The organism is Parashewanella sp. 2210YD4-3 (assembly GCF_056591735.1).
Genome location: NZ_JBWQOG010000002.1, coordinates 116,459 through 142,335 on the forward strand (window position 1 = coordinate 116,459; position 25,877 = coordinate 142,335).

27 protein-coding genes are annotated in these 25,877 nt (G+C 40.9%); 10 read left to right on the top strand and 17 right to left on the bottom strand.

Annotated features, from left to right (window positions below; genetic code table 11):
- Nucleotides 1-157 precede the first annotated feature (157 nt).
- Genes cydX through AC1EU0_RS03760 form a run of 3 tightly spaced genes read right to left on the bottom strand, consistent with a single transcriptional unit; the run spans nucleotide 158 to nucleotide 2,998 of the window.
- Nucleotides 158-271 carry a cytochrome bd-I oxidase subunit CydX gene (gene cydX / locus AC1EU0_RS03750; RefSeq protein ID WP_121840473.1) on the bottom strand — a complete coding sequence of 38 codons (114 nt, stop codon included), beginning with the start codon at nucleotides 269-271 and terminating at the stop codon, nucleotides 158-160.
- Nucleotides 272-291: 20 nt separating this feature from the next.
- Nucleotides 292-1,431, bottom strand: coding sequence for a cytochrome d ubiquinol oxidase subunit II (cydB, locus tag AC1EU0_RS03755; RefSeq protein ID WP_480300596.1), 1,140 nt, complete (start codon nucleotides 1,429-1,431; stop codon nucleotides 292-294).
- Complete coding sequence (locus AC1EU0_RS03760) at nucleotides 1,424-2,998, bottom strand: cytochrome ubiquinol oxidase subunit I (protein ID WP_480300597.1); 1,575 nt, start codon at nucleotides 2,996-2,998, stop codon at nucleotides 1,424-1,426. Before AC1EU0_RS03760 ends, cydB begins: the two co-directional genes overlap by 8 nt.
- A 496-nt stretch (nucleotides 2,999-3,494) precedes the next feature.
- On the opposite strand from AC1EU0_RS03760, the gene AC1EU0_RS03765 reads away from it, so the two are divergent.
- The gene (locus AC1EU0_RS03765) at nucleotides 3,495-4,355 is read left to right on the top strand and encodes a hypothetical protein (RefSeq protein ID WP_480300598.1); all 861 of its coding nucleotides are present in this window, start codon (nucleotides 3,495-3,497) and stop codon (nucleotides 4,353-4,355) included.
- A gap of 42 nt (nucleotides 4,356-4,397) precedes the next feature.
- Here AC1EU0_RS03765 and dapE read toward each other — a convergent pair whose 3' ends face one another.
- On the bottom strand, nucleotides 4,398-5,621 hold the full coding sequence (gene dapE / locus AC1EU0_RS03770) for a succinyl-diaminopimelate desuccinylase (protein ID WP_480300599.1): 1,224 nt from the start codon (nucleotides 5,619-5,621) through the stop codon (nucleotides 4,398-4,400).
- 98 nt (nucleotides 5,622-5,719) lie between these two features.
- Nucleotides 5,720-5,917, bottom strand: coding sequence for a YheV family putative zinc ribbon protein (locus AC1EU0_RS03775; RefSeq protein WP_480300600.1), 198 nt, complete (start codon nucleotides 5,915-5,917; stop codon nucleotides 5,720-5,722).
- Between the two features lie 380 nt (nucleotides 5,918-6,297).
- Here AC1EU0_RS03775 and AC1EU0_RS03780 point away from each other — a divergent pair, with 380 nt between their 5' ends.
- The 6 genes from AC1EU0_RS03780 to AC1EU0_RS03805 all read left to right on the top strand — a co-directional run bounded on the left by AC1EU0_RS03780 (nucleotide 6,298) and on the right by AC1EU0_RS03805 (nucleotide 11,631).
- The gene (locus tag AC1EU0_RS03780; RefSeq protein ID WP_480300601.1) at nucleotides 6,298-8,187 is read left to right on the top strand and encodes an ABC transporter ATP-binding protein; all 1,890 of its coding nucleotides are present in this window, start codon (nucleotides 6,298-6,300) and stop codon (nucleotides 8,185-8,187) included.
- 26 nt (nucleotides 8,188-8,213) lie between these two features.
- The gene (locus AC1EU0_RS03785) at nucleotides 8,214-8,639 is read left to right on the top strand and encodes a TIGR02444 family protein (protein WP_480300602.1); all 426 of its coding nucleotides are present in this window, start codon (nucleotides 8,214-8,216) and stop codon (nucleotides 8,637-8,639) included.
- Nucleotides 8,640-8,671: 32 nt separating this feature from the next.
- A complete protein-coding gene (locus AC1EU0_RS03790; RefSeq protein WP_480300947.1) occupies nucleotides 8,672-9,634 on the top strand; it encodes a hydrolase in 963 nt (320 codons plus the stop codon).
- Between the two features lie 129 nt (nucleotides 9,635-9,763).
- Nucleotides 9,764-10,288 carry an outer membrane protein gene (locus AC1EU0_RS03795; RefSeq protein ID WP_480300603.1) on the top strand — a complete coding sequence of 175 codons (525 nt, stop codon included), beginning with the start codon at nucleotides 9,764-9,766 and terminating at the stop codon, nucleotides 10,286-10,288.
- A 156-nt stretch (nucleotides 10,289-10,444) separates the two neighbouring features.
- Nucleotides 10,445-10,687 carry a YheU family protein gene (locus AC1EU0_RS03800; protein WP_480300604.1) on the top strand — a complete coding sequence of 81 codons (243 nt, stop codon included), beginning with the start codon at nucleotides 10,445-10,447 and terminating at the stop codon, nucleotides 10,685-10,687.
- Between the two features lie 56 nt (nucleotides 10,688-10,743).
- A complete protein-coding gene (locus tag AC1EU0_RS03805; protein WP_480300605.1) occupies nucleotides 10,744-11,631 on the top strand; it encodes a phosphoribulokinase in 888 nt (295 codons plus the stop codon).
- Between the two features lie 14 nt (nucleotides 11,632-11,645).
- On the opposite strand, the gene AC1EU0_RS03810 is transcribed toward AC1EU0_RS03805, so the two are convergent.
- Both AC1EU0_RS03810 and AC1EU0_RS03815 read right to left on the bottom strand, forming a co-directional pair.
- On the bottom strand, nucleotides 11,646-12,026 hold the full coding sequence (locus AC1EU0_RS03810) for a hypothetical protein (RefSeq protein ID WP_480300606.1): 381 nt from the start codon (nucleotides 12,024-12,026) through the stop codon (nucleotides 11,646-11,648).
- Between the two features lie 24 nt (nucleotides 12,027-12,050).
- Nucleotides 12,051-12,800 carry a sel1 repeat family protein gene (locus AC1EU0_RS03815; RefSeq protein ID WP_480300607.1) on the bottom strand — a complete coding sequence of 250 codons (750 nt, stop codon included), beginning with the start codon at nucleotides 12,798-12,800 and terminating at the stop codon, nucleotides 12,051-12,053.
- Nucleotides 12,801-13,203: 403 nt separating this feature from the next.
- On the opposite strand from AC1EU0_RS03815, the gene crp reads away from it, so the two are divergent.
- A complete protein-coding gene (gene crp, locus AC1EU0_RS03820) occupies nucleotides 13,204-13,839 on the top strand; it encodes a cAMP-activated global transcriptional regulator CRP (RefSeq protein WP_121840550.1) in 636 nt (211 codons plus the stop codon).
- Nucleotides 13,840-13,872: 33 nt separating this feature from the next.
- Here the strand turns inward: crp and AC1EU0_RS03825 are convergent, their stop codons facing one another.
- Nucleotides 13,873-14,763, bottom strand: coding sequence for a DMT family transporter (locus AC1EU0_RS03825; protein ID WP_480300608.1), 891 nt, complete (start codon nucleotides 14,761-14,763; stop codon nucleotides 13,873-13,875).
- 141 nt (nucleotides 14,764-14,904) lie between these two features.
- On the opposite strand from AC1EU0_RS03825, the gene AC1EU0_RS03830 reads away from it, so the two are divergent.
- Nucleotides 14,905-15,276: an ankyrin repeat domain-containing protein gene (locus AC1EU0_RS03830; RefSeq protein WP_480300609.1), complete on the top strand. Its 372-nt coding sequence runs from the start codon at nucleotides 14,905-14,907 to the stop codon at nucleotides 15,274-15,276.
- On the opposite strand, the gene AC1EU0_RS03835 is transcribed toward AC1EU0_RS03830, so the two are convergent.
- From AC1EU0_RS03835 to rpsO, 7 genes are all read right to left on the bottom strand, one after another.
- Nucleotides 15,273-16,073 carry a 2-oxoadipate dioxygenase/decarboxylase family protein gene (locus AC1EU0_RS03835; RefSeq protein ID WP_480300610.1) on the bottom strand — a complete coding sequence of 267 codons (801 nt, stop codon included), beginning with the start codon at nucleotides 16,071-16,073 and terminating at the stop codon, nucleotides 15,273-15,275. The genes AC1EU0_RS03830 and AC1EU0_RS03835 overlap by 4 nt on opposite strands.
- A gap of 48 nt (nucleotides 16,074-16,121) precedes the next feature.
- Nucleotides 16,122-17,582, bottom strand: a complete 1,461-nt coding sequence (gene astD, locus AC1EU0_RS03840) for a succinylglutamate-semialdehyde dehydrogenase (RefSeq protein ID WP_480300611.1) — start codon at nucleotides 17,580-17,582, stop codon at nucleotides 16,122-16,124.
- Between the two features lie 10 nt (nucleotides 17,583-17,592).
- Nucleotides 17,593-18,615, bottom strand: a complete 1,023-nt coding sequence (gene astA, locus AC1EU0_RS03845; protein ID WP_480300612.1) for an arginine N-succinyltransferase — start codon at nucleotides 18,613-18,615, stop codon at nucleotides 17,593-17,595.
- Nucleotides 18,616-18,679: 64 nt separating this feature from the next.
- On the bottom strand, nucleotides 18,680-19,897 hold the full coding sequence (locus AC1EU0_RS03850) for an aspartate aminotransferase family protein (RefSeq protein ID WP_480300613.1): 1,218 nt from the start codon (nucleotides 19,895-19,897) through the stop codon (nucleotides 18,680-18,682).
- A gap of 279 nt (nucleotides 19,898-20,176) precedes the next feature.
- Nucleotides 20,177-21,100, bottom strand: coding sequence for an alpha/beta hydrolase (locus tag AC1EU0_RS03855; RefSeq protein ID WP_480300614.1), 924 nt, complete (start codon nucleotides 21,098-21,100; stop codon nucleotides 20,177-20,179).
- 171 nt (nucleotides 21,101-21,271) lie between these two features.
- Complete coding sequence (locus AC1EU0_RS03860) at nucleotides 21,272-22,411, bottom strand: HDOD domain-containing protein (protein WP_480300615.1); 1,140 nt, start codon at nucleotides 22,409-22,411, stop codon at nucleotides 21,272-21,274.
- A 205-nt stretch (nucleotides 22,412-22,616) separates the two neighbouring features.
- The gene (rpsO, locus tag AC1EU0_RS03865; RefSeq protein ID WP_480300616.1) at nucleotides 22,617-22,886 is read right to left on the bottom strand and encodes a 30S ribosomal protein S15; all 270 of its coding nucleotides are present in this window, start codon (nucleotides 22,884-22,886) and stop codon (nucleotides 22,617-22,619) included.
- 258 nt (nucleotides 22,887-23,144) lie between these two features.
- Between rpsO and AC1EU0_RS03870 the strand changes: the two genes are divergently transcribed.
- A complete protein-coding gene (locus AC1EU0_RS03870) occupies nucleotides 23,145-24,212 on the top strand; it encodes a hypothetical protein (RefSeq protein ID WP_480300617.1) in 1,068 nt (355 codons plus the stop codon).
- Nucleotides 24,213-24,337: 125 nt separating this feature from the next.
- On the opposite strand, the gene truB is transcribed toward AC1EU0_RS03870, so the two are convergent.
- Entirely contained in the window at nucleotides 24,338-25,282 is a 945-nt protein-coding gene (gene truB / locus AC1EU0_RS03875) for a tRNA pseudouridine(55) synthase TruB (protein WP_480300618.1), read from the bottom strand.
- Complete coding sequence (rbfA, locus tag AC1EU0_RS03880) at nucleotides 25,282-25,680, bottom strand: 30S ribosome-binding factor RbfA (RefSeq protein ID WP_480300619.1); 399 nt, start codon at nucleotides 25,678-25,680, stop codon at nucleotides 25,282-25,284. Before rbfA ends, truB begins: the two co-directional genes overlap by 1 nt.
- Nucleotides 25,681-25,877 lie beyond the last annotated feature (197 nt).

Below are 25,877 nucleotides of genomic sequence, written 5' to 3' on the forward strand. Positions count from 1 at the left end.
GCAAACCACCACGCTAACTTGATAAAGCGAACCAGTTATAACATATATTTTATTTTGTATACAATATCCGCAGTGTAAATTAATGTAAAAAAAATAACCTCTCTACCGAAATAAAGAGGTTATTGTCTTGGAAAAAGTTTGAGGTTCTTGGGACTATTTAATCATCATCCGTTTCGCGATCCATATTTTCTGTATTCTCTAACCACAGTGCATTGATGATACCAAAGGCACAGGCCAGCAATACGCCTAAGATCCAACTGAAATACCACATAAGCTCCTCCTTTTTATCACCTAATACAAAGACGTTGAATTTTTTTCAATGTCAGTTCGAGTAATACGTCCAAACATCTTACTGTAAGTCCAAATGGTATAACCCAATACAATTGGAACCATAATTCCAGCCGCAATAGTCATGATGGTTAATGTCATCTGGCTTGCGGTCGCATCCCACATTGTAAGACTGTAATTTGGCATAAGTGATGAAGGCATAACAAACGGAAACATCGCTGATCCGCAGGTCAAAATCACCATGGCAACCGTTAATGAACTGGTAAAGAAAGCAAAACCACTTCGATTCAACTTACTGAACAATATGGTTAATAAAGGCAATGCCAACCCTAAGATTGGAAACATTTTTGTTATTGGATAAAGTTCATAATTATTGAGCCATGCTCCAGCTTCAACCACGACTTGCTTTAAACGAGGATCGGATACACCTTCTGGGGATAATCCTGCTTTAACCACATAGCCATCAAAACCATTAAGTAGCCACCAACCAGCTCCTGCAAATGCGATAAAAAATACTATTGAGCTAAGTAAGGCTGCGACTTCTGACTTACTTCTAAGATGGCCATCCGTTTTCATTTGTAACCAAGTAGCACCTTGAGTGACAAACATACTGACACAAACAATGCCTGCAAGAATGCCAAATGGATTTAATAATCCCCAAAAACTACCATGATAAGTGGCGCGCAAATATTCATCAAACGTAAACGGGACACCCTGCAATAAATTACCAAAAGCTACGCCAATAATAAGCGGTGGAACAAAACCACCGACAAACAGTGCCCAGTCCCAAATCGAACGCCAGCGTGGGTCTTCAATTTTAGAGCGATAATCAAACCCCACTGGACGTAAATACAGGGCAAACAACACCAGCATCATTGCAATGTAAAATCCTGAAAACGCTACGGCATAGACCATAGGCCAAGCCGCAAATAAGGCACCTGCGCCAGTGATCAACCAAACTTGGTTACCATCCCAATGAGGCGCTACGGTATTTATCATCACTCGTCTTTCAGTATCATCACGACCAATGATTGTCAGCAAAGCTCCGACACCCATGTCAAAACCATCTGTCACCGCAAACCCAATAAACAAGACTCCGATCAATCCCCACCAGATCAGGCGTAATAGTTCATAATCAAACATAATCTTTCTCCTGCTGATCTTGGGTTTCAAAATGATATCGACCTGTTTTCAGGCTACTTGGTCCTTTTAGAATGAATTTACGCATCAAGAACACTTCTACCACCAGCAAAATGGTATAGAACACGGTAATGGTGATGATACTGAACCAAATATCGCTTGGGTTAAGCGAAGACGCCGACATATGGGTCGGTAAAATACCTGAGATAGTCCATGGCTGACGTCCGTATTCCGCCACAAACCAACCCGCTTCAATCGCAATCCAAGGTAAAGGCAAACTGTATAATGCCGCTTTAAGTACCCACTTTTTCTCTGAAATTTTATGCTTGGTGCTTTGCCAAAATGCCGCCATAAATACAAAAAGCATAATAACGCCAAGCCCCACCATCACTCGGAAACTCCAAAATATCGGAGCGACTTTAGGAATACTGTCTCTGGTTGCAGCTTGAATTTGCTCTTCTGTCGCATCAGTGACTTTGTCGGTAAAGCGTTTAAGCAATAAGCCGTAGCCCAAATCGCCTTTCACTTCATTAAAGGCTTTGACGGTTTCAGGCGAACGGTCACCATTACGAATTTTTTCTAGCAACCCATAGGCTTTCATACCAATCCTAATTCGATGCTCATGCTCTTTCATGAGATCTTTTAATCCCGTCACTTCCTCGGTAATACTGCGGGTAGCGATGATCCCCATGAGATAAGGAATTTTTACTGCATAGTCGGTTTCTTGTTTCTCTTGGTTAGGAATACCAACCACAGTGAAATCCGCAGGAGGAGTATCGGTGTGCCATTCAGACTCAATAGCGGCCAACTTCACTCGCTGTACCTCACCCACCTTATAACCTGATTCATCACCAAGCACGATCACCGACAAAATCGACGCCATACCGAAGCTGGCCGCAATGGCAAACGAGCGTCGAGCAAAAGGTAGATCGCGTTTTTTGAGAATGTAATAAGAACTGATGGCAAGCACGAACATCGCACCTGTGACATAACCCGCCGCCACAGTGTGAACAAATTTCACTTGAGCAACAGGGTTGAAAATCACTTCTGCAAAGTTAGTCATTTCCATTCGCATGGTTTCAAAATTGAATACTGAACCGACAGGGTTTTGCATCCAACCATTGGCAATCAAAATCCACAACGCGGATAAATTAGTACCCAACGCCATTAGCCATGTGGCAGCTAAGTGTTGACGTTTACTAAAGCGCTCCCACCCGAAAAAGAACATCCCCACAAAAGTTGACTCTAAAAAGAACGCCATTAAGCCTTCAAGGGCTAACGGAGCACCAAAAATATCGCCAACGTAGTGAGAATAATATGACCAATTAGTTCCGAACTGGAACTCCATGGCAATCCCTGTTGTTACCCCTAACGCAAAGTTAATTCCAAATAACTTACCCCAAAATTTGGTCATGTCGCGATAGACGGTTTTATCCGTCATCACATACAAGGATTCCATAATGGCTAAGATAAATGAAAGACCTAATGTCAAAGGGACAAACAGAAAGTGATACATAGCAGTCATGGCAAACTGCCAACGAGAAAGCTCGACAACTTCATCAAGGATCATTGATAACTCCTGTTCCTAAATACCAATCTGTATTGGAAAAGAAACATCAGCAGATGTTAGATTTTGCTCATCATACGCCTATTTTCAAGTTTAAAAAACCAACAAAAACAAAAATGCATTTACGATAATTCACTATTTTTAAAAGCAATTTATCTTTAAATCATTCATAAATGAATTTTTTACAGCTAAATACTGAGATGCAAAAGCAAACTGTCAAATACACAATACAGAATGACACCCTACGTTTAAGGGTTGTTCATTTCTTATGAAAATACGTTTGATTCTTAAATGTAGATTAGATAAAAAAGTCTGCAGATAACTTTTAACTCTTCGGGTTTAGAATTAATCACTTACTATTAATAACATTGGTTTTCATAAGAAAGTGACCACTGCAAAGTACTGAATCATAGTAAATAAGTCTTCATCTATTCAGCAACTTAATTTCATGTGACATCGTTATAATTTAATCAAAGTGAATTTAATTGGGTAAAGAGTTATGTCTCTAGTACAAGATTCTCCAATCTCTGTTGATGCCTATTGGTCGAGTGAACCTGATCGAGAGTTTGTAGGCAGTATGAGATCAGATCAACTGAAACCGGCATTTAAAAAACTCAAAGATACCTCAGAAGTAAAAGTCACCTTTAACGTGATATATGAACGCTTTAATCAGTCTGAGAAGCGGATAGAGGATCGTAAAATTGAAAAAGTATATTTGCTGAAACAGGTAGATAACAAAATCACTTTCCATGAGATTACTCCATCGTCTGCGACAGCAGACGCTCCATTTAAAGCTGGAGCAACAGAAGTAGTTAATGAAAAATTTACAGTCTGGCAAACACACACAAAAAAAACAGCACAACTTTTACGCGAAGAACCGGAGTTAGGTAGTCGCTTTATGAAGCTTGCTTCTGAAGAAGTTTTAAGGTTTAGTCACTGTTTAGACCGCTATTTATATGAACACGTTAAATATTTGCCTTGGACTGAGCCAGTCGGATTAGAACCCATTCAGGTACGCAGTTGCCAAAATCAGTTCAAAACATTGTCATCGCAACTATGGAGTCGTGACGTAAAAGTTGATATCGATTGGATTAATTCATCAGCTGAGTTGTTACCTAAAGCCATCGAGATTTTTCTCTCAGCCCTCATCGATCTACCGCAAAGACAGCAAACAGCGCTTGCCGAAGTTCTAACAATGCTATTAAAGTTAGAGCATACAATGAACTTAGACGAGAAATCGGCTGATGATGCAGTATCAATTAAGCTAAATAAACTGATTGAGTCATGTAAGCAAGCTGAAAAAAAAGTCGAAAAGGTATATTCCCAACATGCTCAAAAAAACATTTTAAACAATCGTTAACTTAAGGGGCGTTCCCAATTAAAGACTTTTTGATTTGTTACATCAAAACTGCTTTAGCAAACTGACATAAATAAGATACAACTGATAAATATCCTGTAACTTTGCACGCTCATTAACCTGATGAATGGTTCGATTAGGCAAGCCTAATTCTAATACTTGGCAATGATCTGATGCGATAAAGCGACCATCAGAAGTACCGCCTGACGTAGACAACCTTGGATAACAAGAGGTTACGCTATGTACTGCTCGCTCCGCCATAGCAATTAGGCTTGATGCTTGTTCATTTCTAGTAAAATACGGCAAGCAGTGACGCTCCCACTCTATCTCTAGTTGTTTAAGTGCTTTTTTGGAAATCGGAAGCTTCTGCAAACAATCCATGATCTTTTGCTCGATTTGAGCCAGAGTATATCGATGGCTATAGCGAACGTTAAAGCAAATTTCACAACGACCTGGCACAATATTGTCCGTAAAATCCCCAGAGTTAACATAAGTCACTTGTAAACTGGTACCAGGGAAATCATCACTGCCTTTATCCCAGCTCATTTCCTCTAATGCATTAATGATAACGGAAGCTAAATGAATGGCATTACGACTGTGCCCTGCATACGCCACATGACCTTGCTTACCTCGCACCACCATCTTGCCTGAAATCGCACCGCGACGACCAATTTTAATCACATCACCACTGATGTTGTCGCTGGTTGGCTCTCCCACTAAGCAGTAATCCGGCATAGCTTGTCGGCCTAATAACTTTTCCACTATGGTACGAGTACCATAGTCAGCTTCACCTTCCTCATCACTGGTGATCAACCATTGCCAGCATGTTTTAGGTTGATACCCTTCAGCCAATACATCTTCCATCGCCGCCATCATTACGGCTAAGGCCGACTTCATATCAACGGCACCACGACCAATTAAGGTTTCATCAACAATTTCAGCGTCAAAAGGTGGGACTTGCCATAAGTGAGGTTCTGATGCTGGCACAACATCCGTATGCCCAGCAAAAGCAAAACGGGTATCTGACAGCCCTTTTCTCTCAGCAATTAAATTCGACACATCATGATCTTGAAACCGTTCAACAGTAAAACCGAGTGCCTCAAGTTTCTCTTGAAGCCAAGTTTGACAACCTGCGTCTTCAGGGGTTACCGAGCGTTTACGGATCAGCTCTTGGGTGTATTTAATCGCTTTATGTTCGGCAAGCTGAGATAGCTCAAGGGAGGATAACTGATTATCTGATTGTGTTTGCAAAGGTGTCGCGAATGGCATGCACTGACTCCAAACCTATGTCATTTCATCATCAAAAGTATAGTGACTATTGAGCCTTTTATTAATGACAATTGAATGACAACAGGTTTAAAGCTGGATTAATCAGGCTTAAACACGCCAATCACTTGTCCTGAGGCTTGTTTTTGTACTTTTTGCTCTGTTTGTTGTTCACGATAATCACACTCAACACATTCAACCGTTTCAATGTTATTTTCTTTAAACAACACAATACTATCTTGAGTATGGCATTTCGGACATTTAGCACCAGCAACGAAGCGTTTTTTTATTTTAGTCATGGTTTCCATGGTAACGATTTACGGCTTTTAACTATTTTACGCTAAATTAACGTTGAAAGTGAGTCATATAGCTTAATCAACATAAAATGACATTCTCAGAGCTTTCTGTGGGGGCACAATTTGAGGCGCATCAATGCAATAATGTAGATACCTTATAAATTGATGTAACAAAAAAGTGTGCCCCCACAGAAGCTCCTTACAGGCTGGTTTAAAAGAAATTTATGCTGCGTTAAATTGACTCAACGTAGAGCAACTATGTCCTCATCAATTTGCCTTGCCTAAATTTCTTTTAATTCCAGCTGAGTGCGTCATTTTATATTGATTTAGCTATAAGCGTATATCTGCTAGAATCCCCTTTTTATGATTTTTCTGTAGATTCGATGATTTCCATATCCCAAGCACAGCTTATTCGTGGCAGCAAAACCTTACTTGATGAGGCATCTTTAACCATCTATCCCGGCCACAAAGTTGGACTCGTCGGTGCTAATGGCACAGGAAAATCTTCTTTACTTGCACTGATTCAAGGCAAGCTGACCTTAGATAAAGGTGACTTTTCTCTACCAACAGGTTGGCAAATTGCCTCAGTAGCCCAAGAAACCCCTGCACTTGAAAAAAGCGCTTTAGAATATGTTCTCGATGGTGATCAAGAGTATCGCCAATTAGAGGCTGAATTAGAGCAAGCTCAAGCTAAAGACGATGGTCATAAAATTGCCGATATTCATGGCAAACTCGAAGCCATTGGTGGCTACAGTATTAAAGCCAGAGCAGGTTCATTATTGGCTGGTCTGGGTTTTAGTCAAGACAAGCATACTCATAGTGTAAAGCAATTTTCTGGTGGTTGGCGTATGCGCCTTAACCTAGCGCAAGCGCTATTGTGTCGCTCTGATTTATTGTTACTCGATGAGCCAACCAACCACTTGGATTTAGATACCACCTATTGGTTGGAGTCTTGGATAAAGAGTTATCAAGGTACATTAATACTTATCAGTCATGACCGAGACTTTATTGATGAAATCGTCGATGAGGTCGTGCATGTTGAACAACAAAAACTCAATTTCTACTCAGGTAACTACACAAGCTTTGAGCGTGTACGTGCTGAACGCATGGCGCAACAACAAATCGCTTATGAGAAGCAACAAGTTGAGCGCGCTCATATGCAAAAATTTGTTGACCGTTTTCGCTATAAAGCCAGCAAAGCCAAACAAGCACAAAGCCGATTAAAAGCCTTAGAGCGAATGACAGAATTACTGCCATCCCACGCTGACAGTCAATTTTCAATGGCCTTCCGTGAGCCAGAAAGCTTGCCGAATCCATTAGTGACGATGGAGCAAGTGCAAGTCGGCTACGATGAGACCATAATTCTAAAATCCGTTAAACTCAATCTGGTTCCCGGTGCTCGTATCGGCTTACTAGGTCGAAATGGTGCAGGTAAATCCACTTTGATCAAATTGCTGTCTGGCGAACTCGGTCCGATGTCAGGCAAATACCAAACCAATAGCGGTCTTAAAATTGGCTACTTTGCTCAGCATCAAATTGAATTTTTGTCATTAGATGACAGCCCATTAATGCACCTGCAACGCTTATCCCCTGATGCCAAAGAGCTGGATTTAAGAAACTTTCTAGGTGGGTTTGGTTTCAATGGCGATATGGCTCTTGATCCTGTCCGTCCGTTTTCAGGTGGTGAGAAAGCACGCTTAGTACTGGCCTTGTTAGTATGGCAACGCCCAAACTTATTATTGTTAGATGAACCCACCAACCACCTTGATTTAGAAATGCGTCATGCACTAACGGTTGCTTTACAAGGTTTTGAAGGCGCGATGGTGATCGTATCGCACGATAGGCACTTATTACGCTTAACCTGTGATGATTATTATTTAGTGGATAACCAACAAGTACAATCATTCAGTGGCGACTTAGCGGATTATCACCAATGGTTATTAACCTCACAAAAAGCCAACACGTCAGCTTCCAGTAATGCCGCAACAGAAGATAAAAAAGAGCGTAAGCGTCGTCAAGCGGAGCTTAGAAACCGCTTATCGCCATTAAAGAAGCAACAAACGAAACTGGAAAAGCAACAAGAGAGAGCCAGTTCACGTTTAGCAGAAATTGAAGAAATTCTTGGTGATATGAGTCTTTACGAGGATGATAATAAAGATAAACTTACTTCTATACTCAATGAGCGAACCGAACTCACCCAAACGTTAGAAAATAGCGAAATGGAGTGGCTTGAACTTCAAGAGCAAATCGAAGAAGTTGAAGCTAGCCATTAATGGATAAAGAGTTAAGGAATAAAACGATGGTATGGAAGCACGACGAAGCATGGTCATGGTGCGATCAATTCTACTTCAAGCAGCAATCTGTTTGCTTAGAGCTGCAAGATACCGCTGGATTAAACATTAATCTCCTACTTTTAGCTCAGTATTTAGATTCTAATACTGGGTATTGTTTGAGTAAGCAAGATTTCCAAACCCTCATCGATAGCATTTCAGCATGGGAACGCAAAATCGTTATCCCTTACAGAAAATTAAGAAAGCTTGCCAAATCAATGGTTGATGAAGCTGAATACCACAAAATGCTCGATTTAGAACTCACCATGGAACGTAAAACTCAACGACTCATCTCAAACACGATGCGCACTATTCAAGGCAGTGGAACAGGTTCTAACCTCGCTAATTTTTTGCAAATCTATTCTCTGTCTACTTCTGATATACACTGGAATTAACGCCCAAAGGAAGACTTCAGTTGCCAATCACAATGTCTAAATTTCGCCCTCCTCGTTGGGCAAGAAGCCCTCATGTTCAAACCATATTACCAGTTTTGACCAAGGTGAAACTACCGCCACTACAACGGGAACGCCTCACACTTAATGATGGTGATTTTATAGATTTAGATTGGCTTGGCACGCCACAAAAAGATCAGCCGATTGTAGTGATATTACATGGTTTGGAGGGCAGCAGTGACTCACATTATGTTAGACGTTTACTCAATAGCTGCCAGCAATCTGGATTAGCGGCCGTAGTCCATCATCACCGAAGCTGCTCTGGAGAACAAAACGTCTTACCAAGAAGCTATCACAGCGGTGATACTGTTGATATTGCCCACATGTTCACCAAGTTAAAAGCGCAGTTCCCGGACTCGCCCTTATTTGCGGTTGGCTATAGCTTGGGTGGTAACATGCTAGCGAAATACTTAGGGGAACAGCAGCAACAAAGCTTGATTGACCGTGCGGTTGTTGTTTCAGCTCCCTTACAACTCAGTGCTTGTGCAAAACGATTAGAAAAAGGGTTTTCAAGAATTTACCAAAGCCATTTAATCAAACAGCTCAAAGGCAAGCTTATCAAAAAGATTGAAACACCTGCATTCAAAGATAAAATGCCGGTGACCAAAGAGCGAGTTCCATCTCTTAACAGCTTTTACGAATTTGATGACAAAGTCACCGCACCACTTCATGGGTTTAAAGGTGTCGATGATTACTACCTTAGAGCAAGTGGATTGCCTTATTTAGCCACCATCAGCGTTCCTACTTTGATCCTTCATGCCAAAGATGATCCGTTTATGACAGATCAAGTGATCCCTAAAGCCGAACATCTATCTGACTCTGTTCAATATGAGCTTACCTTACGAGGTGGGCATGTTGGGTTTATCAATGGCGGAACACTGCGAAAGCCTGAGTATTATCTTGAGCCTCGGATTTTGGGCTTTCTTCTTTCCAAATAAGAGCAGACTATTCATCGCCCAATACTGTAATTTTATCAACCAACGCATTGGGTAGAACCACTGAATGTAAAGTATCAAATTTTAACTATACTGATGTAGGATTTTTCTGTCATAAAGAAAGGATGCAATATGTTCAAGAAATTCATGTTGGCCACAGTATTAATAGCAACTCCTTTTGTTTCGTTTGCTAAGTGGGAAACAGGTATTCACTACGTAAACGTAATGAATGATGATGCAGATAGTGATTTTTCGATTAATGGTATTGAAGCCGAACTAGGCTATCAATTCATGTTAAACCAACGCTTTTCTTTAACACCAAATATTCGTTTAGGTACTGGGATCAGCGGTGATAAAATCAATTATCAAGGTGTAAGATACGATCTTGACTTAGACCGTTACTTTATGGCCACTCTTCGTGGGACTTATCATTTTGAAAATGGCTTTCAATTATTTTTACAGCCCAATTACGTCAATATTGATGGTGATGCCAAAGTAGAACCAAGCCGAGTAAAAATATACTCTGATAGCGAGTGGGAGTTTGGTTGGGGAGCCGGTGCTGGCTATCAAATTTCTGATAACATATCAGCTGATGTTTCCTATGAATGGTTTGATGATTATCGCCAATTAACTTTAGGCTTTCATTATCATTTCTAAATCCGCACAGGATATAAAAATAGCATGGTTCTCTATTGATATAGATAAATCAATAGCATTAGAGAATCATGCTATACACTAATCTGGCCTACACACCCTTTTTATTTCTGGTTATGTTACTCTTATAAAATTAATCAAATTACAACAATTTATGCCATGTTAATCCCCTTTACCTCACTACTCAGTCTGCCAAAAGAAACGCTCGATAATTTAATCAAAGAGCATCTTTTCAGCCAAATTGAGGACGGGGGGTTTGATAACACAAGCGAGAGCCACCTTAATGAAGCAATAAACCTGTGCCGCCAACAATTACAGCAAGGAATACTCATGGTGGAATACAGTGAGGATGACGAAAGTTTTGCTATTCGTCATAAGGATCAAATAACAATTAAACCTTAACGTGTGCTTATGACTAAGATAATAAGTAAACGTTAAATGAACAGTCGGGTAATACTATGTCTGCTAAACATCCTATTATTGCGGTAACAGGCTCTTCAGGTGCCGGAACCACTACCAGTACAGAAGCTTTTACCCAGATCTTTCGTCAACTCAATATCAATGCAGCCTTTATTGAAGGCGACAGCTTCCATCGCTACACACGTGCAGAAATGGAAGTCATGATCCGTAAAGCACAAGAAGAAAATAAAAACATCAGCTACTTTGGCCCCGAAGCTAATGATTTTGCTCGCTTAGAACAATGTTTTGCTCAATATAGCTCCAGCGGTCAAGGAGAAACTCGAGACTATCTGCATACTTTTGATGAAGCCGTACCCTTTAACCAAATGCCCGGCACTTTCACTCCATGGCGTTCTCTGCCTGACAATACCGATATGCTTTATTATGAGGGGCTACACGGTGGGGTGATAACCAAAGACGTCAATGTAGTTAAGCATGTAGATTTATTGATAGGTATGGTGCCCATCGTTAACCTTGAGTGGATACAAAAAATCGTTCGTGATACCAATGACAGAGGCCATAGTCGAGAGAAAGTGATGGACTCCATCACTCGCAGTATGGATGATTACGTCAATCACATCACCCCACAATTTTCTCGTACTCATATAAACTTTCAGCGAGTTCCAACCGTAGACACCTCAAATCCTTTCATTGCTAAAAACATTCCAAGTCTTGATGAAAGCTTTGTAGTGATACACTTCTACGGAATGGAAAATACGAATTTCCCTTATTATTTGCAAATGCTGCAAGGCTCATTTATGTCACGAGCGGATACCATAGTGGTACCAGGCGGAAAAATGTTATTAGCGATGGAGATCATTCTCACACCGCTAATTCAAAAATTGCTAGAAAAGAGAAATAAGCTGATTAAAGGTGAACAAGAATAGGTCTAGAGCGTGCTCTAATCAAACACATAAGGGCAGCCACCAAATTGATTCACTTTTTCATCCCAACGGCGCACATCTTGAGCACGTCGCCAACGACGATGAAAAAACTCCATTAAACAGTTGCCTTTGTCCGTTTTAATAAGGATCTTATCAAACTCTTTTACTTTACTATATTCTGGATAAGTATCCGTCATCCCCCAAGTCAGGCCGCCATTTTCTTTTGCATATTTCAGCCAAAAAGATTCCACGCCTAACCACTTTTGGCTACTTGCATCCCACATCTGCATCGTACCATTGGAAAGCTCTCTAACTTTACCGTTATGAGGAGCCGCATTGGCTACAGAGGTCAAGCTCATTGAAGCACTTAACAGCAATAATCCTAGCCATTTTTTCATAGTATCTCCCGCCTCTCATTCACGTTATGGAAGTTCAAGCACCTCACGATAAGGTTGCTTGTTTTTATACAAAGATAATCGCTTGATTAAACCGTCTAAGTCCGTTTTTTCTTTCGTTTTTTGTAAACTGGCTATCGCTTGCCTTTGGTAAGTCACGGCTTTATCAAACTCCCCTGCTTCGGCATAGGCTGCTGCAAGGTTATCTAACACCACGAAGTCATTGGGGTAACGCTTATTTAGTTCTAATCCAAGCTTTATGGCTTGTTTGGCATTACGGGCACCTTTATCCGGACAAGTTGACCATACCCATACGGCATTTGATTTGGCATTTTTGTCGCCTGCAGATAAGAATTCATCGGCGGCTTTTGAGCAGTTTCGCTGAACGCCGTCTCCGCCAACGGCGTAAATAAACCCTAAACGGAAGTGAGTATATGGGTTTAGATGCTTTGAATACCATTTTTGAGCTAAGCTTAAATCACGCTTTACAAGCTTGCCATCAAAAGCCAAGTCCGCCACTGTTTTTTGTGCTTTTTCATGCCCATGTTCTGCGGCTTTTTTCAGCCATTTGAAACCACGCTCCACATCTTTTGGCAAATACTTGCCGGAAAGGAGTAGCAAACCGTAAGCATATTCTGCATCTTTATTACCTTGCTCAGCATTTAATTGAATCATGGCGACACGAGTTAAGACTCGCTCTTGCTCAGGCTGAGGTATAGGAAAAGCAAAACTTGCGGTTGAAAACACAGCTATTATCAAAAGAGCAATAACGCGCACAAAGAAAATCCTTATATTTTAGGTAATAAAGCAAATAGGCCAACAGGAATAATAAACCGATTAAAACACATTTGGCTAGAGGCCATTCTAGAAAACGCTCACGACTTCTGAAAAGCAGCGATTAATGTTATATTGACACTCACATTCAAAATCAATTGCATGACAATTAATTTCATCTCAACTGAAAGTAACTGTAATGTAACTTACAGAAAATCATTCATTAACTTAAAGAATCAAGCTGAATAAAGCAGATCATTTTTTAAAACAAGCACTTTACAGAATACCTTTCTACAAACGGCTCAAGATTAATGATCTTTATCAAAGTTTTGTTCAAATTGATCGTTTACATTAGTATGTAATTATTTTACAAAACTTTAATTTTCATCCGATAGAGGAAGTTAGCATGGCTCTAATTGGTAAACCAAAACCAGATCCAACTTTAGAATGGTTCTTGTCTCATTGTCATATTCACAAATACCCAGCCAAGAGTACTCTGATCCACGCAGGTGAAACTTCAGACACTTTATACTACATCGTTAAAGGTAGTGTGGCTGTGCTTATCAAAGATGAAGAAGGTAAGGAAATGATCTTATCTTATCTTAATCAAGGTGACTTTATCGGTGAGTTAGGGCTATTTGAAGAACAAGCTGAACGTACCGCTTGGGTTCGCGCTAAACAAGCGTGTGAAATTGCTGAGATTTCATATAAAAAATTCAAGCAGCTAATTCAAGTTAACCCTGAAATCTTAATGAAGCTGGCTCAGCAAATGGCTTATCGCTTACAAAGTACTAGCCAAAAAGTGGGTGACTTAGCTTTCTTGGATGTTGCTGGTCGCATTGCACAAACGCTATTACATTTAGCTAAACAACCTGATGCTATGACCCACCCTGACGGGATGCAAATTAAGATCACTCGTCAGGAAATCGGCCAGATTGTAGGTTGCTCACGCGAAACCGTTGGTCGTATTTTAAAAATGCTTGAAGAGCAAAATCTTATTCAAGCTCATGGTAAAACTATCGTGGTGTATGGTACTCGCTAACCCCCTTGCAATAGCGTTCAATAAAAGGCCAGTTTATCTGGCCTTTTTTAACCACACATCACGTGAGTTTAATAGCCCTGCAATAACAACCAGCAGTAATCCTAATCCATAGGCAGGCAAAAATGGATCGTTAAAGATCAAGTATAAATAGAGCGCAGACAACACTGGCGTGAAAAAAATAAACGGCGCTAAAAAAGAAGCCTCAGTCTGTCTTAATGCCCATAACCATAAAAGATCGGAAAAACCATTCAGTATCAATCCAGTGAAAATGACCACTGACCAATCTTTTTCTGAAGGATAAACGACACCTCCACTCATCATCATAGAGATGAAAGCACAAACGGTCGCAATTCCAAAGAAAACCACAAACATACTGCTAGGTTCCACCTTCATCTGTTTCATAAAGGTGTTAAACAATGCAAAACTTATCGCAGCAATAACAACAGAAAGCAATACCCAAGGCTGGTCAATCGTAAAGCCTGACAATGAGCCTTTAGAGATCACCACAAACACAGCAATTGCCCCGAGTACAGTTGACAACCCTTTTCGCCAATGCAAAGACTCTTTGAATAGCGCAATAGAAAACAAAGACATAATCATCGGCCAAGTATATTGAATGATCATCACTTGCATACTATTAGCATGTGCATAGCCATTAAAGATAAGTAAATAATAGAGGTAGCCACCAAGAAAGCTTAACCCAGTCACTTGAAACCATTCTTTACGGCTATAACCCCTTAGGTGATATAACGTGCCTTTAAAGTAACAATAAACAGCCATGCCTATAGTCGACACGAGGCTCACCCAAAATAAAAATTGAAAGCGATTGAGGTGACTTTGACCAATACGTGATACCACAGCAATAAAGCCCCAAAGACTCACACAGGCAATTGCGGCAAGCATACTTTTTAGCTGTGATGACATGGCTATAAATCGTTGATGAATTGTTAATATATTTTAGACAAATGTTGTTTAACTAACGCTGAATACTAGATGAATTTTTCGTCATTCTTAGCTTTAAATGAGTATGATGCTATTAAGAAAAAATTGCTTTAAGAGGACAACATGAGTTTTCTATGTCAGATACAAGACTACGCTAATTTTTATGTGTGGAACCTGGGTACTCTCAGCCCTCATCGTGCAGCAGAAAGTGGTGACACATTTTCGGTGAACCAACACCTTCGTTGGGGTCGTAAAATTGATACGTGTTACTCAAAATATGATGAAACCCTTCTAATGGTTGCCGTCAGGAAAGATGACACGAATATGTTGAAATTCCTATTGCGAAAAGGTGCTGATAAAAACGTAAAAAATAGCCAAGGAAAGACAGCTGTGGATTTTTGTACTAAACACACCAAAGCATCTAAAGCTATATCAAATATTCTAAAACCTGAAGGCACCACGTCAGTTAGCACCTTCAGTAAACAAACGCTTTAATCGTTCACATTGGTGCTTTCAAAAATCTTATCGGCTGAGGCTGCTACAAAACCGGTATAAAGCTCACCATCAGCCTTAGGGTAACGAATCGCAAATTCGTAAAAACAGCTTGGAATTTCAACGGTTTTATCTGCAAACTCAAGCTGAATTTTATCGGCCATAGTTGAAGACTGCTCTAGTAATACTTCTGGAGAGCCTTTAACTTCGCCACCCACGCTGTTCAAGGTAAAGCCATTGTTTTTAAGGGCTTGGTTAACCTCAACAATGGTTTCAAAATCAGGTAAGTGATTAATAGAAACTGTAAAGTGGTTTGCACGATAACCAAACGCTGATACCCATGCCGCATATTCACTTTCTTCTAATAGACGAGAGTAAGTAGCAAAATCAACTTTCCAGTGAGTACCTGAGTATAAGAAGTTTTCAGCAGTCGTTGCCGCTTCATCAACTTGCTCTACAAGGCCATGGATGATGTCTTGAACGTCTTGGCTAAATTCTTCAACTAAAAGCTCTGAAATGAACACCTTAGGTTGAGTTGAATCAGGGTGTTCAAAATGCTTTGCTTTCAGCTTCTTTTTCTCAAAAGCATAATCACCACATACAACATAACCTAGCTCAAGTAAGTGCTTAGCCAATACGTCTAAGTTTACTTTGGCAATGTTGAACGTACGAAATGCAACGTGATCGTTAATAATCACTTCACCTTTACCCAGTAATTGCTGAACTTGTGCAGCAGAAGGAGTCATTTCGATATAGTCTTGCCATAGAGCATCAAATAGTGCATTTACGTCAGTATGCATCTGTATATTCCTTATAAAAAAGCGAGCCAATCGCTCGCTTAATCCAATTTAAAGTTTTAGACCCGGACTTAACGCTGCCGGTAAGCTAACCGCGTCTGCTTCAACAGAAGCTACAGGATATGCACAGTAATCAGCCGCATAAAATGCGCTTGCTCTGTGGTTGCCTGAAGCACCAACACCACCAAATGGCGCAGCGCCTGAAGCACCTGTAATTTGTTTATTCCAGTTCACAATACCCGCTCGAATACGAGCAAGGAAATAATCGTAATCTTCGCGACTATCGGCTAATAAGCCTGCTGATAAGCCATAACGAGTATTGTTAGCCAATTCTATCGCTTGATCAAAATCTTGATAACGAACTACTTGCAGTAATGGACCAAAGTATTCTTCATCTGGTAACTGAGGAATGTTGGTTACATCAATTAAACCAGGAGATACCAAACCAGTTCCGGCTTCCATATGAGTTAGCTCAACCAATGACTTGCCACCTAAAGCAATTAAATCAGCTTGTGCTTTTACCATGCCTTTAGCAGCGGTTTCAGAAATCATAGATGCCATGAACGGCTGAGGCTGTGCATTCCAAGGAGCAACGTGGATCTCGTTAACAGCGCCAACAAGACCTTCAATAAGCTTGTCACCAGCAGCGCCTTTTTGAACGTATAAGCGACGCGCACAAGTACAACGTTGACCAGCTGAGATATAAGCCGACTGTAGAATTTCGTGAATTGCCGCTTTGGTATCTTCAACATCTTTAACGATAAGTGGGTTATTTCCGCCCATTTCTAACGCTAAGATCTTGCCCGGATCGCCAGCAAACTGCTCATGCAGAATGTGACCTGTGCGAGATGAACCAGTGAAGAACAAACCATCAAGCTGCGGGTGAGAAGCCAGAGCTTTACCTGTTTCAACTTCACCTTGAACTAGGTTAATTACGCCTGCTGGTAAACCGGCTTTTTCCCATAGCTGAAGCATAAGCTCTGCAACTTTAGGCGTTAGCTCAGATGGCTTAAATATAACGGTGTTACCAGCAATCAATGCTGGAACAATGTGGCCATTAGGCAAGTGACCAGGGAAGTTATATGGACCAAATACCCCAACAACACCGTGAGGCTTGTGACGTAGCACAGCACGACCCGCAGGCATTTCGTTTTCAGAAGTACCGGTACGCTTATGATAAGCGCTAACAGATAGCCCAATTTTACCAATCATGGCACCTGCTTCAGTCGCAGTTTCCCATTGTGGCTTACCGGTTTCTTGAGCGATGGTTTCCGCCATTAGGTCTTTATTTGCTTCAAGCTGGGCTTTATAAGCTTCGATAATTTCAATGCGCTTATCAAAACCTAACATGAACCAATCAAACTGTACTTTACGTGCTGCCATTACCGCAGTATCAACTTGCTCTGGCGTCGCACTGATACCATTCCAAATGCTTTCTTGGTTGGCAGGGTTGGTTGAGGTCATAGTATGACCGGCGCCAGCAACCCACTGGCCATTAATAAACTGTGTCATTTTTTAATCTCTACATTGCCAGAAGACGAACTTTCTCGCCCTCTGCTACCATCAAGGCATCGGCTATTTCTGGAGTTACCGTTATTTCATCACTGCCATCAGTAATGACTAGGCTCGCTTGAATGGCTCTAAAGTCAGCAAGGCGAGTATTGGCAACAATCATTTTGTTTCCGTTTTCTGGTAACGCTTGGCTGATTTTTACCGTATAGGCTTGACTATCACGAACACCGCGAATGTTTTCTATGTCGCACTCAACCGTTGGGCCACCATCGAAAATATCGACATAACCACGACAAGTAAAACCTTCGCTTTCAAGCAATTTGAGTGCAGGAAGCGTGCTGGCGTGGACTTCTTTAATTACCGATCTTGCTTCTTCTGATAACAAACAAGTATAAATTGGGTTTCTTGGCATCATTTCAGCCATAAAGCCTTTTTGGCCTAGACCCGACAGGTAATCCGCTTTAATAAAGTCGATACCAATGAAGAACTTTTGGAGCCAAGCATAGAATGGCGATTCACCGTTTGCATCTGAAACACCACGCATTTCAGCAATTACAGGACTTCCAAAACGATCTTTATTTTCAGCTAAAAACAAAAATCGGCAACGAGACAGTAAGCGCCCATTGTTATCTTTACGATAATTCTCTCGCAAGAAAAGGCTACATAACTCAGCGGCACCTGTGTAATCGTGGCATAAGGTTAAAGTTTCAACTTCATTGCGAACACCAATCTGCTCAGAATGATAAACCTCTGTACCTAAACGGTAATGATAAAAAGCATCCACTAGACCTACAGCGGCTTCAATGGCTGTCGTACCAACAATCTCACCCGTTTCAGTATCTTCTAATACCAGAAAATATACTTCATCATGTGGTTTACCAGCAGGCTTTTTAAATGAAGCTTCTGCACGGGCAATTTTTTGCCTCAGTAATTCTTCGTTAACGGGAAGAGAAGTGAATCCGTGACCAGACTCAATCGCGATTTGCATTAACGCATCAAGATCACTGCTACGGATAGGACGAATGACTAACATGGTTTCAAATTCCTTAACATAACGAAACAGGCACCAATGGGTGCCTGATTAGAGCTGCTTAACCTTAGCCAGCAACGACTTTCGCTATTGCACGCTCGTAACGCGCTAGACCTTCAACAATGTCGGCCTCAGGGATAACTAGAGATGGAGTGAAACGAACCACGCTCGCGCCCGCTACCAAGCTCATTACGCCCTCTTCCATTGCCGCGACTAAAAATTCTTTAGCACGACCTTCATATTTGCTATTAAGAACACCACCAATCAACAAACCTTTACCACGTACTTCGCTGAATACATCGTACTTGTCGTTGATTTTCTCAAGGCCATCGCGGAACATTTGCTCACGATGTTTAACGCCTTCTAGCGTTTCTTTGTTGTTTACCGTTTCTAAAACTGCGTTACCGATAGCGCAAGCTAATGGGTTACCACCATAGGTAGAACCGTGAGTACCAATTTTTAAATGCTTAGCGATTTCGGTAGTTGTAAGCATTGCAGCGATAGGGAAACCACCGCCAAGTGCTTTAGCCGAAGTAAGAATATCAGGCACTATTTCTGTGCTCATGTAAGCAAATAGCTCACCAGTACGACCAACACCAGTTTGCACTTCATCGAAAATCACAAGTGCGTTGTGCTTATCAGCTAAACGACGAACAGCAGCTAAGAATGCTGGGTCTGCATCAATAATACCGCCTTCACCTTGAAGAGGCTCAAGCATGATGGCACAAGTTTTATCAGAAATTTCTTTCTCAAGTGCTTCGATATCGTTAAATGGTAGGTGAGTAATGGCTTGTGGCTTAGGACCAAAACCATCTGAATACGCAGCTTGACCACCAACGCTTACTGTGAAAAAAGTACGACCGTGGAAAGCACGCTCAAAAGCAATGATTTGATCTTTATCTTCGCCGTGCTTTTCTAGAGCAAAACGACGAGCCAGTTTTAATGCTGCTTCGTTAGCTTCTGCACCAGAGTTTGCAAAGTAAACTTTCTCTGCAAATGTAGAATCGGTTAGACGAGTCGCAAGCTCAAGCGCTGGCTCGTTAGTCATTACGTTCGCAAGGTGCCACAGTTTTTCACCTTGAGTTTTTAAAGCATTTACTAGAGCTGGGTGAGCGTGACCTAGACAGTTCACCGCAATACCGCCTGCAAAGTCGATAAATTCTTTACCTTGTTGGTCCCATACTCGGCTACCTTCGCCACGCACAGGGATCACTTTTGAAGGTGCATAGTTAGGCACCATTACATTATCAAATTGCTCACGAGTAAGGTTAAAGTTACTGCTCATACAGTCCATCCTTTATTGGAAAAAGTGGCCGTTACAATGCCACTGGAATTGAGCCGATGTTGTTTATCGGACTTTTTATAGTCTTATTATGCGTTATTTTGTGATCTAAATACCAGTTTTGAAAACTTATTTATTCAGGATTTATTCACGATATGAATAAAAAACACGTAAGAGTGACAATTAACCACTTAAAACTGAATATTTAATGAATAAGTATTCTAAAAAATTAATATTGGAATAAGGATTGCTGTGATAACAATAAATAGTCAATAACAGTGACTAAAATTCCATTAACAGGGAGTGAACAAAGTAATAAATTTCTTTTTTGGCTTGCTTGGCTTCAGGCAGCATTTCAAAGAGTGGATAAACATGAGGCATGTCTTTACCAAACCACGCTTCGACTTTGCCTCCCGCTTGTTCAATTTTATCGGTTAAGGTTTCTGAGTCTTGCAACATAAGTTCCCGTGTACCTGCAAACACAAGCATGGGTGGCATATTAGCCCAGTCTCCTTGTAAAGGTGAGATTCTGGGTGTCATAGGGTTTTGACCGTTTAAATAGGCCCCACGTAATCTCAAAAGAGATTCGATAGTAAATAGTGGATCATCCACTTTTAAGGTCTTTTCTGCATCGCCTAATAAAGCAACATCGAGAGCAGGGGAAAACAACACGCAACCTTTTGGCATTGGGAGTTGCAATCGCTTAATATCCTGTAAAAGCGCCGCCGCTAAATTCCCCCCAGCTGAATCTCCCATTAAAATGATTGGACTATCAGGATGAAGCTCAACCACCTTTTGATAGGCTTCGAGCACATCATTGATTGCAGCAGGAAAAGGATGCTCTGGTGCTAAACGATAATCAGGAATATAGGCATCAATATGACAATTACGCATGATATCACCAACAAACTTGGCGTGAGAATTTGGCGTTTTGAAACAAAAGCCACCACCGCGGACATAAAATAACTTAGCATGACTGTGACTAGGCTGTTTGTCGTGTTTCATGTGATATTTAAGAAGATAGCACTCACTTAAATCAATGCGATCACTGTTTACATCTTCTGGCCAAGGCTGCCATCGCTGATCAAGACGTAGCATTCGGTTTCGGATCTCAGCAATAGGTAACTTACTTCTTCCACGGCTGAAAGAAGGCTTCGCCACATACGATAAGATCATATTTAAAACTGATGCTTGCCAACTAGACATAACCGCCCCTTTTGAACTAGAAGTGAACAATGATATTTAGACGATTGTATTAGAAAAAAAGGGCGATTAATAATACAGAAAAGAAAACTTAAGAAAATTTAATCAATTAGAACCTGTTTTATACTCGTGATACCTGAAGGTGCATCTTCAAGTATCACGAGTATATCACTGCTAAAATAGCTCTTGTTTACGATAGTTTTGATTTCGTAATGTCGACAATTCTTCTTTGGATATCTCATAATAATCAAACATGAGACGTTTCTCTTTAGGCTTCAGCATATTTTGCTCTTGCAGCAAAAGTAGCTTTGCAAAAATAATTGATTTAGTAGCAATGGCTGCAGGTAAGCTCATGCCTCGATAGCTGAGCTCTTGATCCATTTCGCTTAGGTATTGGAACAAAGAGCTACTTTCAATTTCAAGCTCTTTCAGTATTTTCCAGTTCAGTTGAGAACCGTATTTAATCACGTTTAAGCAAACACTCTCTTTAGGAAAAGGCGTCGCTAATATCGCATCGTATACGAGTTTATCTCTGTCTTCTTGCGCCTGCCTTAACCAATCACCACGAATTGACTCAAACACCTGAGAGCATCTTTCAATGACTGTGGCCGCTCCCATGAAATGACCTAAGCAAACACTAAAAATCACACACGGGTCTTGATTATGATGTTTCGCCAGCGCCCTTGCGGCAATGGAAGCCACATTCGCGAAACGCCAAATTCTACGAGTGATTATCGAGCTAGTGCTGTGCTTTCTAGGCAACCACGAACGCATACAATAATAAGGGATCAATAATCGCACTTGCTCTAAGCCGATGTAGTTTAACACTAGCTTTAAATCACTGACTTTCACATCTGAACCCTGACCGCGAAAATGTCGAAACGACGGACTGTTAACTAAGTTAATTAAATCATTCTTGAGCCATGCAATTTTTTCGATTAAGCCTCGTAATTGATTTAAATTCAATTTGCTATTCTGCAACTTATCGAGCAGCTGCCATTGAGATTGGGTGATATAAGTTTGCTTGAGCAAGGCATTAATATCTGAAAACTGATGAGCCATTGCATCGGTAATGGTATCTTTCAGTTGCTCAGAAATAGCTTGAAATACTTCTTTCTGTTGTTGCTGTTTTGACAGTCTATCTCGTATCGCCTGTTGCTCGATTTCAAGTTTTTGAGCATGAACAACTGTTGCGTCTTGTTCATTATCATCAATCACTACTTTGGTTTGCTTACCCACAACCAACAAACGATAGAACTCTTGTTCAATATCAGTAATTCCACCCGGCTTTAAGCCTCCTGCAACAGAAATCAACAGCTAACATCCTTAATATACAAATCGACGATAAATTTTACATGATTTATGTGGAGTAAAAAGCCTTAAATTTCTCATAAATTATGAAAAGTTAGTTTGTAGATGAGATTTTAAGTGAGAGTTTCTACGAAACTCTATGTAAATTTCGGACATAAAAAAAGAGGCTATCAAAGCCTCTTTTTCTTAATCCAAGTTAGGACATCGATTAACGACGTAGACCTAGCTTTTGGATTAGAGCAGTATAACGCTCAACGTCTGTCTTCTTCAGGTAAGCAGTAAGCTTACGACGAGTAGCAACCATACGTAGTAGACCACGACGAGAGTGGTGATCGTGGATGTGCTGCTTGAAGTGACCTTGTAGGTGGTTAATTTGAGCAGTAAGTAGTGCTACTTGAACTTCAGTAGAACCAGTGTCGTTTTCACCGCGGCCGAATTCAGCTACGATTTTTGCTTTTGCTTCTGCACTTAGTGACATGAAACTTCTCCAAAAATAATAAATTAAATGAACTTGAACCGATCACTAATCCAGTTCAAGGGATGCGTATTCTACAAGGGTTACTTTTGATTAGCAATTGAAAAATTACAAAACAATAGATAAGAGCAATTGAAATTTAATGGTAACAGTAACCTTAACCAAGAATTAAACATCATTAATAACCATATGATTTAACGTGATTTTTAATCAAACAAATTTATGATTAGGCTTATCTTTGAATTACTGTAGTTAACGATTATGGCTCCCTATTTACCTCCTGTAGCGACTCCTTCACATCAGCCCCAACGTACAATTGCACACAACTTGGAGCTTCAGGGAGCCGAACTCATTGAATATTTACAGCAATATCCAGCTATTTTGACTCAAGAACTATCGAGTGTAAACTGGTTCATGCTGGGTCATCATTTAAAAATTCCCATGGATCAACTTCGCAGTATAGGTAACGAGGATTCTGGTATCGGGTCAGACGACAGAAAAAGAGCAAGAGTCTGTGATATTTTTTTAGCGAAAGCAGATGCGAGTGTACCTCAGCTACTTTCAGCCTTAAAAAAAGACTCCAAGCAAACCCTTGCTGCAAACTTAGTAAAAAATCTTAATAAAACCATCATTGAACATCAACAATTTGCAACGGGACCAGCGCCATCAGCAGAACCCGCTGGGGTAACTATACATAGTCTTCAATTACAATTAGCCGATTTACAAGGGCGTTATAGCAATCAAGGAAGTGAAGTTGCAACATTAAGAAGTCAATTACAACCCAAAGAACTGCAAATAAGTCAGTTAAGCCAACTTCTGAATCAAAGGAATGAAGAGATTAACAGCTTAAAAAGTGAACTCAGACAATCTCAATTTGAGCTTACTCAAGCCAAAATCAGATTAGCTCAATTCGCTCAAGAGCATGCAACTTCAAATGAAAAACCTGCCGCAACCGTTACCACAAACACAGTACTGGAACAAAGCCCAACCAACGCAGTCTACTTGCAACCCAGTCATTTAACCTATGGAGGTAACCTCTTAAACAGATACGGAGCAGATGAGCTACTGACCGTTTTCAACCCTTGTGGAATGCACTGGTTAACAATAGGGACTTATCTAAAAATTTCTCATCATAAACTTGAAGTGATTTCCAATCAGTATAGAGACGTCCAAAGACAGGCTATAGAGCTTGGTTCGCTCATTCGAGACGGGTATCCAACACTCACGTTATCTGATTTAGAAAACGCCATTAAACAAACTGAGTTTCATCAAGAGTCAAAAGGTATGGCTCTTTCCGCACTTAAAGAACTTGATGTTCCGCAAATGTAGAGCAGCTGCTTCAGATAGTGAGATTACTTATTCTCACATCATTTTCGTCAAAACAAAACAGCCTGCAATCAATAACTTACAGATTTACAGGCTGTTTATATTTTTATCAAAATCCACAACTTAATTTACGATGACAGCACTACCAAGCGTTTTGGCTGTAGCTTCCCGTCTTTGTCCATTTCACCAATACCAACAAAGAACTTGTTTTCGTCTTCACCAATATTGATACGGAACAGCTGATCGGGTGTTAAGCCAGCGACTTGCACTGCTTGACCACGCATTACATATTCAAGCATTTCCAGTGGCACGTTGACCTCTGGATAACGCATAACCGCAGTATCCATTGGCAGTAAAAGCTTATCTAGGGCTTCGAATTTATCTGCACCCTCTTCTTCCGCTTTATCTGCAATGGCTTGAATTTCTTCTACGGTAACAATGCGCTCATAAGGGTAATCCGCGACATGAGTACGACGCAGCATGATCACATGAGCACCGCAACCTAACAGTTCACCTAAATCATCGGTGATGGTACGAATGTAAGTGCCTTTAGAGCAATGAATGTCTAAGGTCAGTTCGTCACCTTCTAGCGAGATAAATTTGAGGTCGTAAACGGTAATTGGTCGTGCTTCACGCGGCACAGTCTTACCTTCACGAGCGTACTTGTATAACGGCTGACCTTGATACTTAAGCGCAGAGAACATCGACGGAACTTGCTCGATGTCACCACGGAAGGTGTCCAACGCATCCAGTAATTGTTGCTCAGTGAAATCGACCGGACGAGTTTGAACAACCTCACCGTCTGAATCACTGGTATCTGTTCGAACACCCAATTTAGCCGTCACTAAGTAACGCTTATCTGAATCCAATAAGTGTTGAGAGAACTTAGTGGCTTCGCCTAAACAGACCGGCAACATGCCTGTTGCTAGTGGATCTAGCGCACCTGTATGCCCAGCTTTTTGGGCATTGAACAAACGCTTTACTCGTTGCAGAGCATGATTAGAACTCATGCCCGTGGCTTTATCTAGTAATACAATGCCGTTAACTGCACGACCTTTTGAACGACGAGCCATTACTGCTCGTCCTCAGTTCTGTCTGACTCTTCGGCTTTTTTCTTGTCTTTAATTACCACCTCGGTAACTAGATTCGACATACGCATCCCCTCTACTAGAGAGCTATCGTATTCAAATTTAAGCTCAGGCATTACTCGAAGCTTCATACGACCTGCAATTAAGGTACGAACGTAAGGCGCAGCACCTTGTAGTGCTTCTAGCTTTTGCTTAATTTGCTCTTGGTCTTCATCAAAGAAGGTGACAAAAACACGTGCAAAGCTTAAATCTCTTGAAACTTCTACGTCATTTACGGTGACAAAACCGATACGTGGATCTTTCATCTCACGTTGCAGTACCATCGCCAATTCTTGTTGGAGCTGTTGCCCAATACGGCGAGTACGACTGAATTCTTTAGCCATGATTATTTCCTACCGAACTTAGAAACCTATAACAACCATGGTCGTTATTTTTACATAACTGCAAAAAGGCTTCTCTATCATTCAAACTGTTGAACTTGCAAGGGTGAAGATGAGCAATTAGCTGAATGTCCGAGGCATGGATGCCGAGGCCAAGCTCCCATGGATGGGCTTGCAGCGTTTCAGCGTTTGTTTATCTT

Bases quoted from the DNA above. Each gene is read 5' to 3' on its own strand.
- cydX (WP_121840473.1), bottom strand. From the start codon at position 271: ATGTGGTATTTCAGTTGGATCTTAGGCGTATTGCTGGCCTGTGCCTTT.
- cydB (WP_480300596.1), bottom strand. From the start codon at position 1,431: ATGTTTGATTATGAACTATTACGCCTGATCTGGTGGGGATTGATCGGA.
- AC1EU0_RS03760 (WP_480300597.1), bottom strand. From the start codon at position 2,998: ATGATCCTTGATGAAGTTGTCGAGCTTTCTCGTTGGCAGTTTGCCATG.
- AC1EU0_RS03765 (WP_480300598.1), top strand. From the start codon at position 3,495: ATGTCTCTAGTACAAGATTCTCCAATCTCTGTTGATGCCTATTGGTCG.
- dapE (WP_480300599.1), bottom strand. From the start codon at position 5,621: ATGCCATTCGCGACACCTTTGCAAACACAATCAGATAATCAGTTATCC.
- AC1EU0_RS03775 (WP_480300600.1), bottom strand. From the start codon at position 5,917: ATGACTAAAATAAAAAAACGCTTCGTTGCTGGTGCTAAATGTCCGAAA.
- AC1EU0_RS03780 (WP_480300601.1), top strand. From the start codon at position 6,298: ATGATTTCCATATCCCAAGCACAGCTTATTCGTGGCAGCAAAACCTTA.
- AC1EU0_RS03785 (WP_480300602.1), top strand. From the start codon at position 8,214: ATGGTATGGAAGCACGACGAAGCATGGTCATGGTGCGATCAATTCTAC.
- AC1EU0_RS03790 (WP_480300947.1), top strand. From the start codon at position 8,672: ATGTCTAAATTTCGCCCTCCTCGTTGGGCAAGAAGCCCTCATGTTCAA.
- AC1EU0_RS03795 (WP_480300603.1), top strand. From the start codon at position 9,764: ATGTTCAAGAAATTCATGTTGGCCACAGTATTAATAGCAACTCCTTTT.
- AC1EU0_RS03800 (WP_480300604.1), top strand. From the start codon at position 10,445: ATGTTAATCCCCTTTACCTCACTACTCAGTCTGCCAAAAGAAACGCTC.
- AC1EU0_RS03805 (WP_480300605.1), top strand. From the start codon at position 10,744: ATGTCTGCTAAACATCCTATTATTGCGGTAACAGGCTCTTCAGGTGCC.
- AC1EU0_RS03810 (WP_480300606.1), bottom strand. From the start codon at position 12,026: ATGAAAAAATGGCTAGGATTATTGCTGTTAAGTGCTTCAATGAGCTTG.
- crp (WP_121840550.1), top strand. From the start codon at position 13,204: ATGGCTCTAATTGGTAAACCAAAACCAGATCCAACTTTAGAATGGTTC.
- AC1EU0_RS03825 (WP_480300608.1), bottom strand. From the start codon at position 14,763: ATGTCATCACAGCTAAAAAGTATGCTTGCCGCAATTGCCTGTGTGAGT.
- AC1EU0_RS03830 (WP_480300609.1), top strand. From the start codon at position 14,905: ATGAGTTTTCTATGTCAGATACAAGACTACGCTAATTTTTATGTGTGG.
- AC1EU0_RS03835 (WP_480300610.1), bottom strand. From the start codon at position 16,073: ATGCATACTGACGTAAATGCACTATTTGATGCTCTATGGCAAGACTAT.
- astD (WP_480300611.1), bottom strand. From the start codon at position 17,582: ATGACACAGTTTATTAATGGCCAGTGGGTTGCTGGCGCCGGTCATACT.
- astA (WP_480300612.1), bottom strand. From the start codon at position 18,615: ATGTTAGTCATTCGTCCTATCCGTAGCAGTGATCTTGATGCGTTAATG.
- AC1EU0_RS03850 (WP_480300613.1), bottom strand. From the start codon at position 19,897: ATGAGCAGTAACTTTAACCTTACTCGTGAGCAATTTGATAATGTAATG.
- AC1EU0_RS03855 (WP_480300614.1), bottom strand. From the start codon at position 21,100: ATGTCTAGTTGGCAAGCATCAGTTTTAAATATGATCTTATCGTATGTG.
- rpsO (WP_480300616.1), bottom strand. From the start codon at position 22,886: ATGTCACTAAGTGCAGAAGCAAAAGCAAAAATCGTAGCTGAATTCGGC.
- AC1EU0_RS03870 (WP_480300617.1), top strand. From the start codon at position 23,145: ATGGCTCCCTATTTACCTCCTGTAGCGACTCCTTCACATCAGCCCCAA.
- truB (WP_480300618.1), bottom strand. From the start codon at position 25,282: ATGGCTCGTCGTTCAAAAGGTCGTGCAGTTAACGGCATTGTATTACTA.
- rbfA (WP_480300619.1), bottom strand. From the start codon at position 25,680: ATGGCTAAAGAATTCAGTCGTACTCGCCGTATTGGGCAACAGCTCCAA.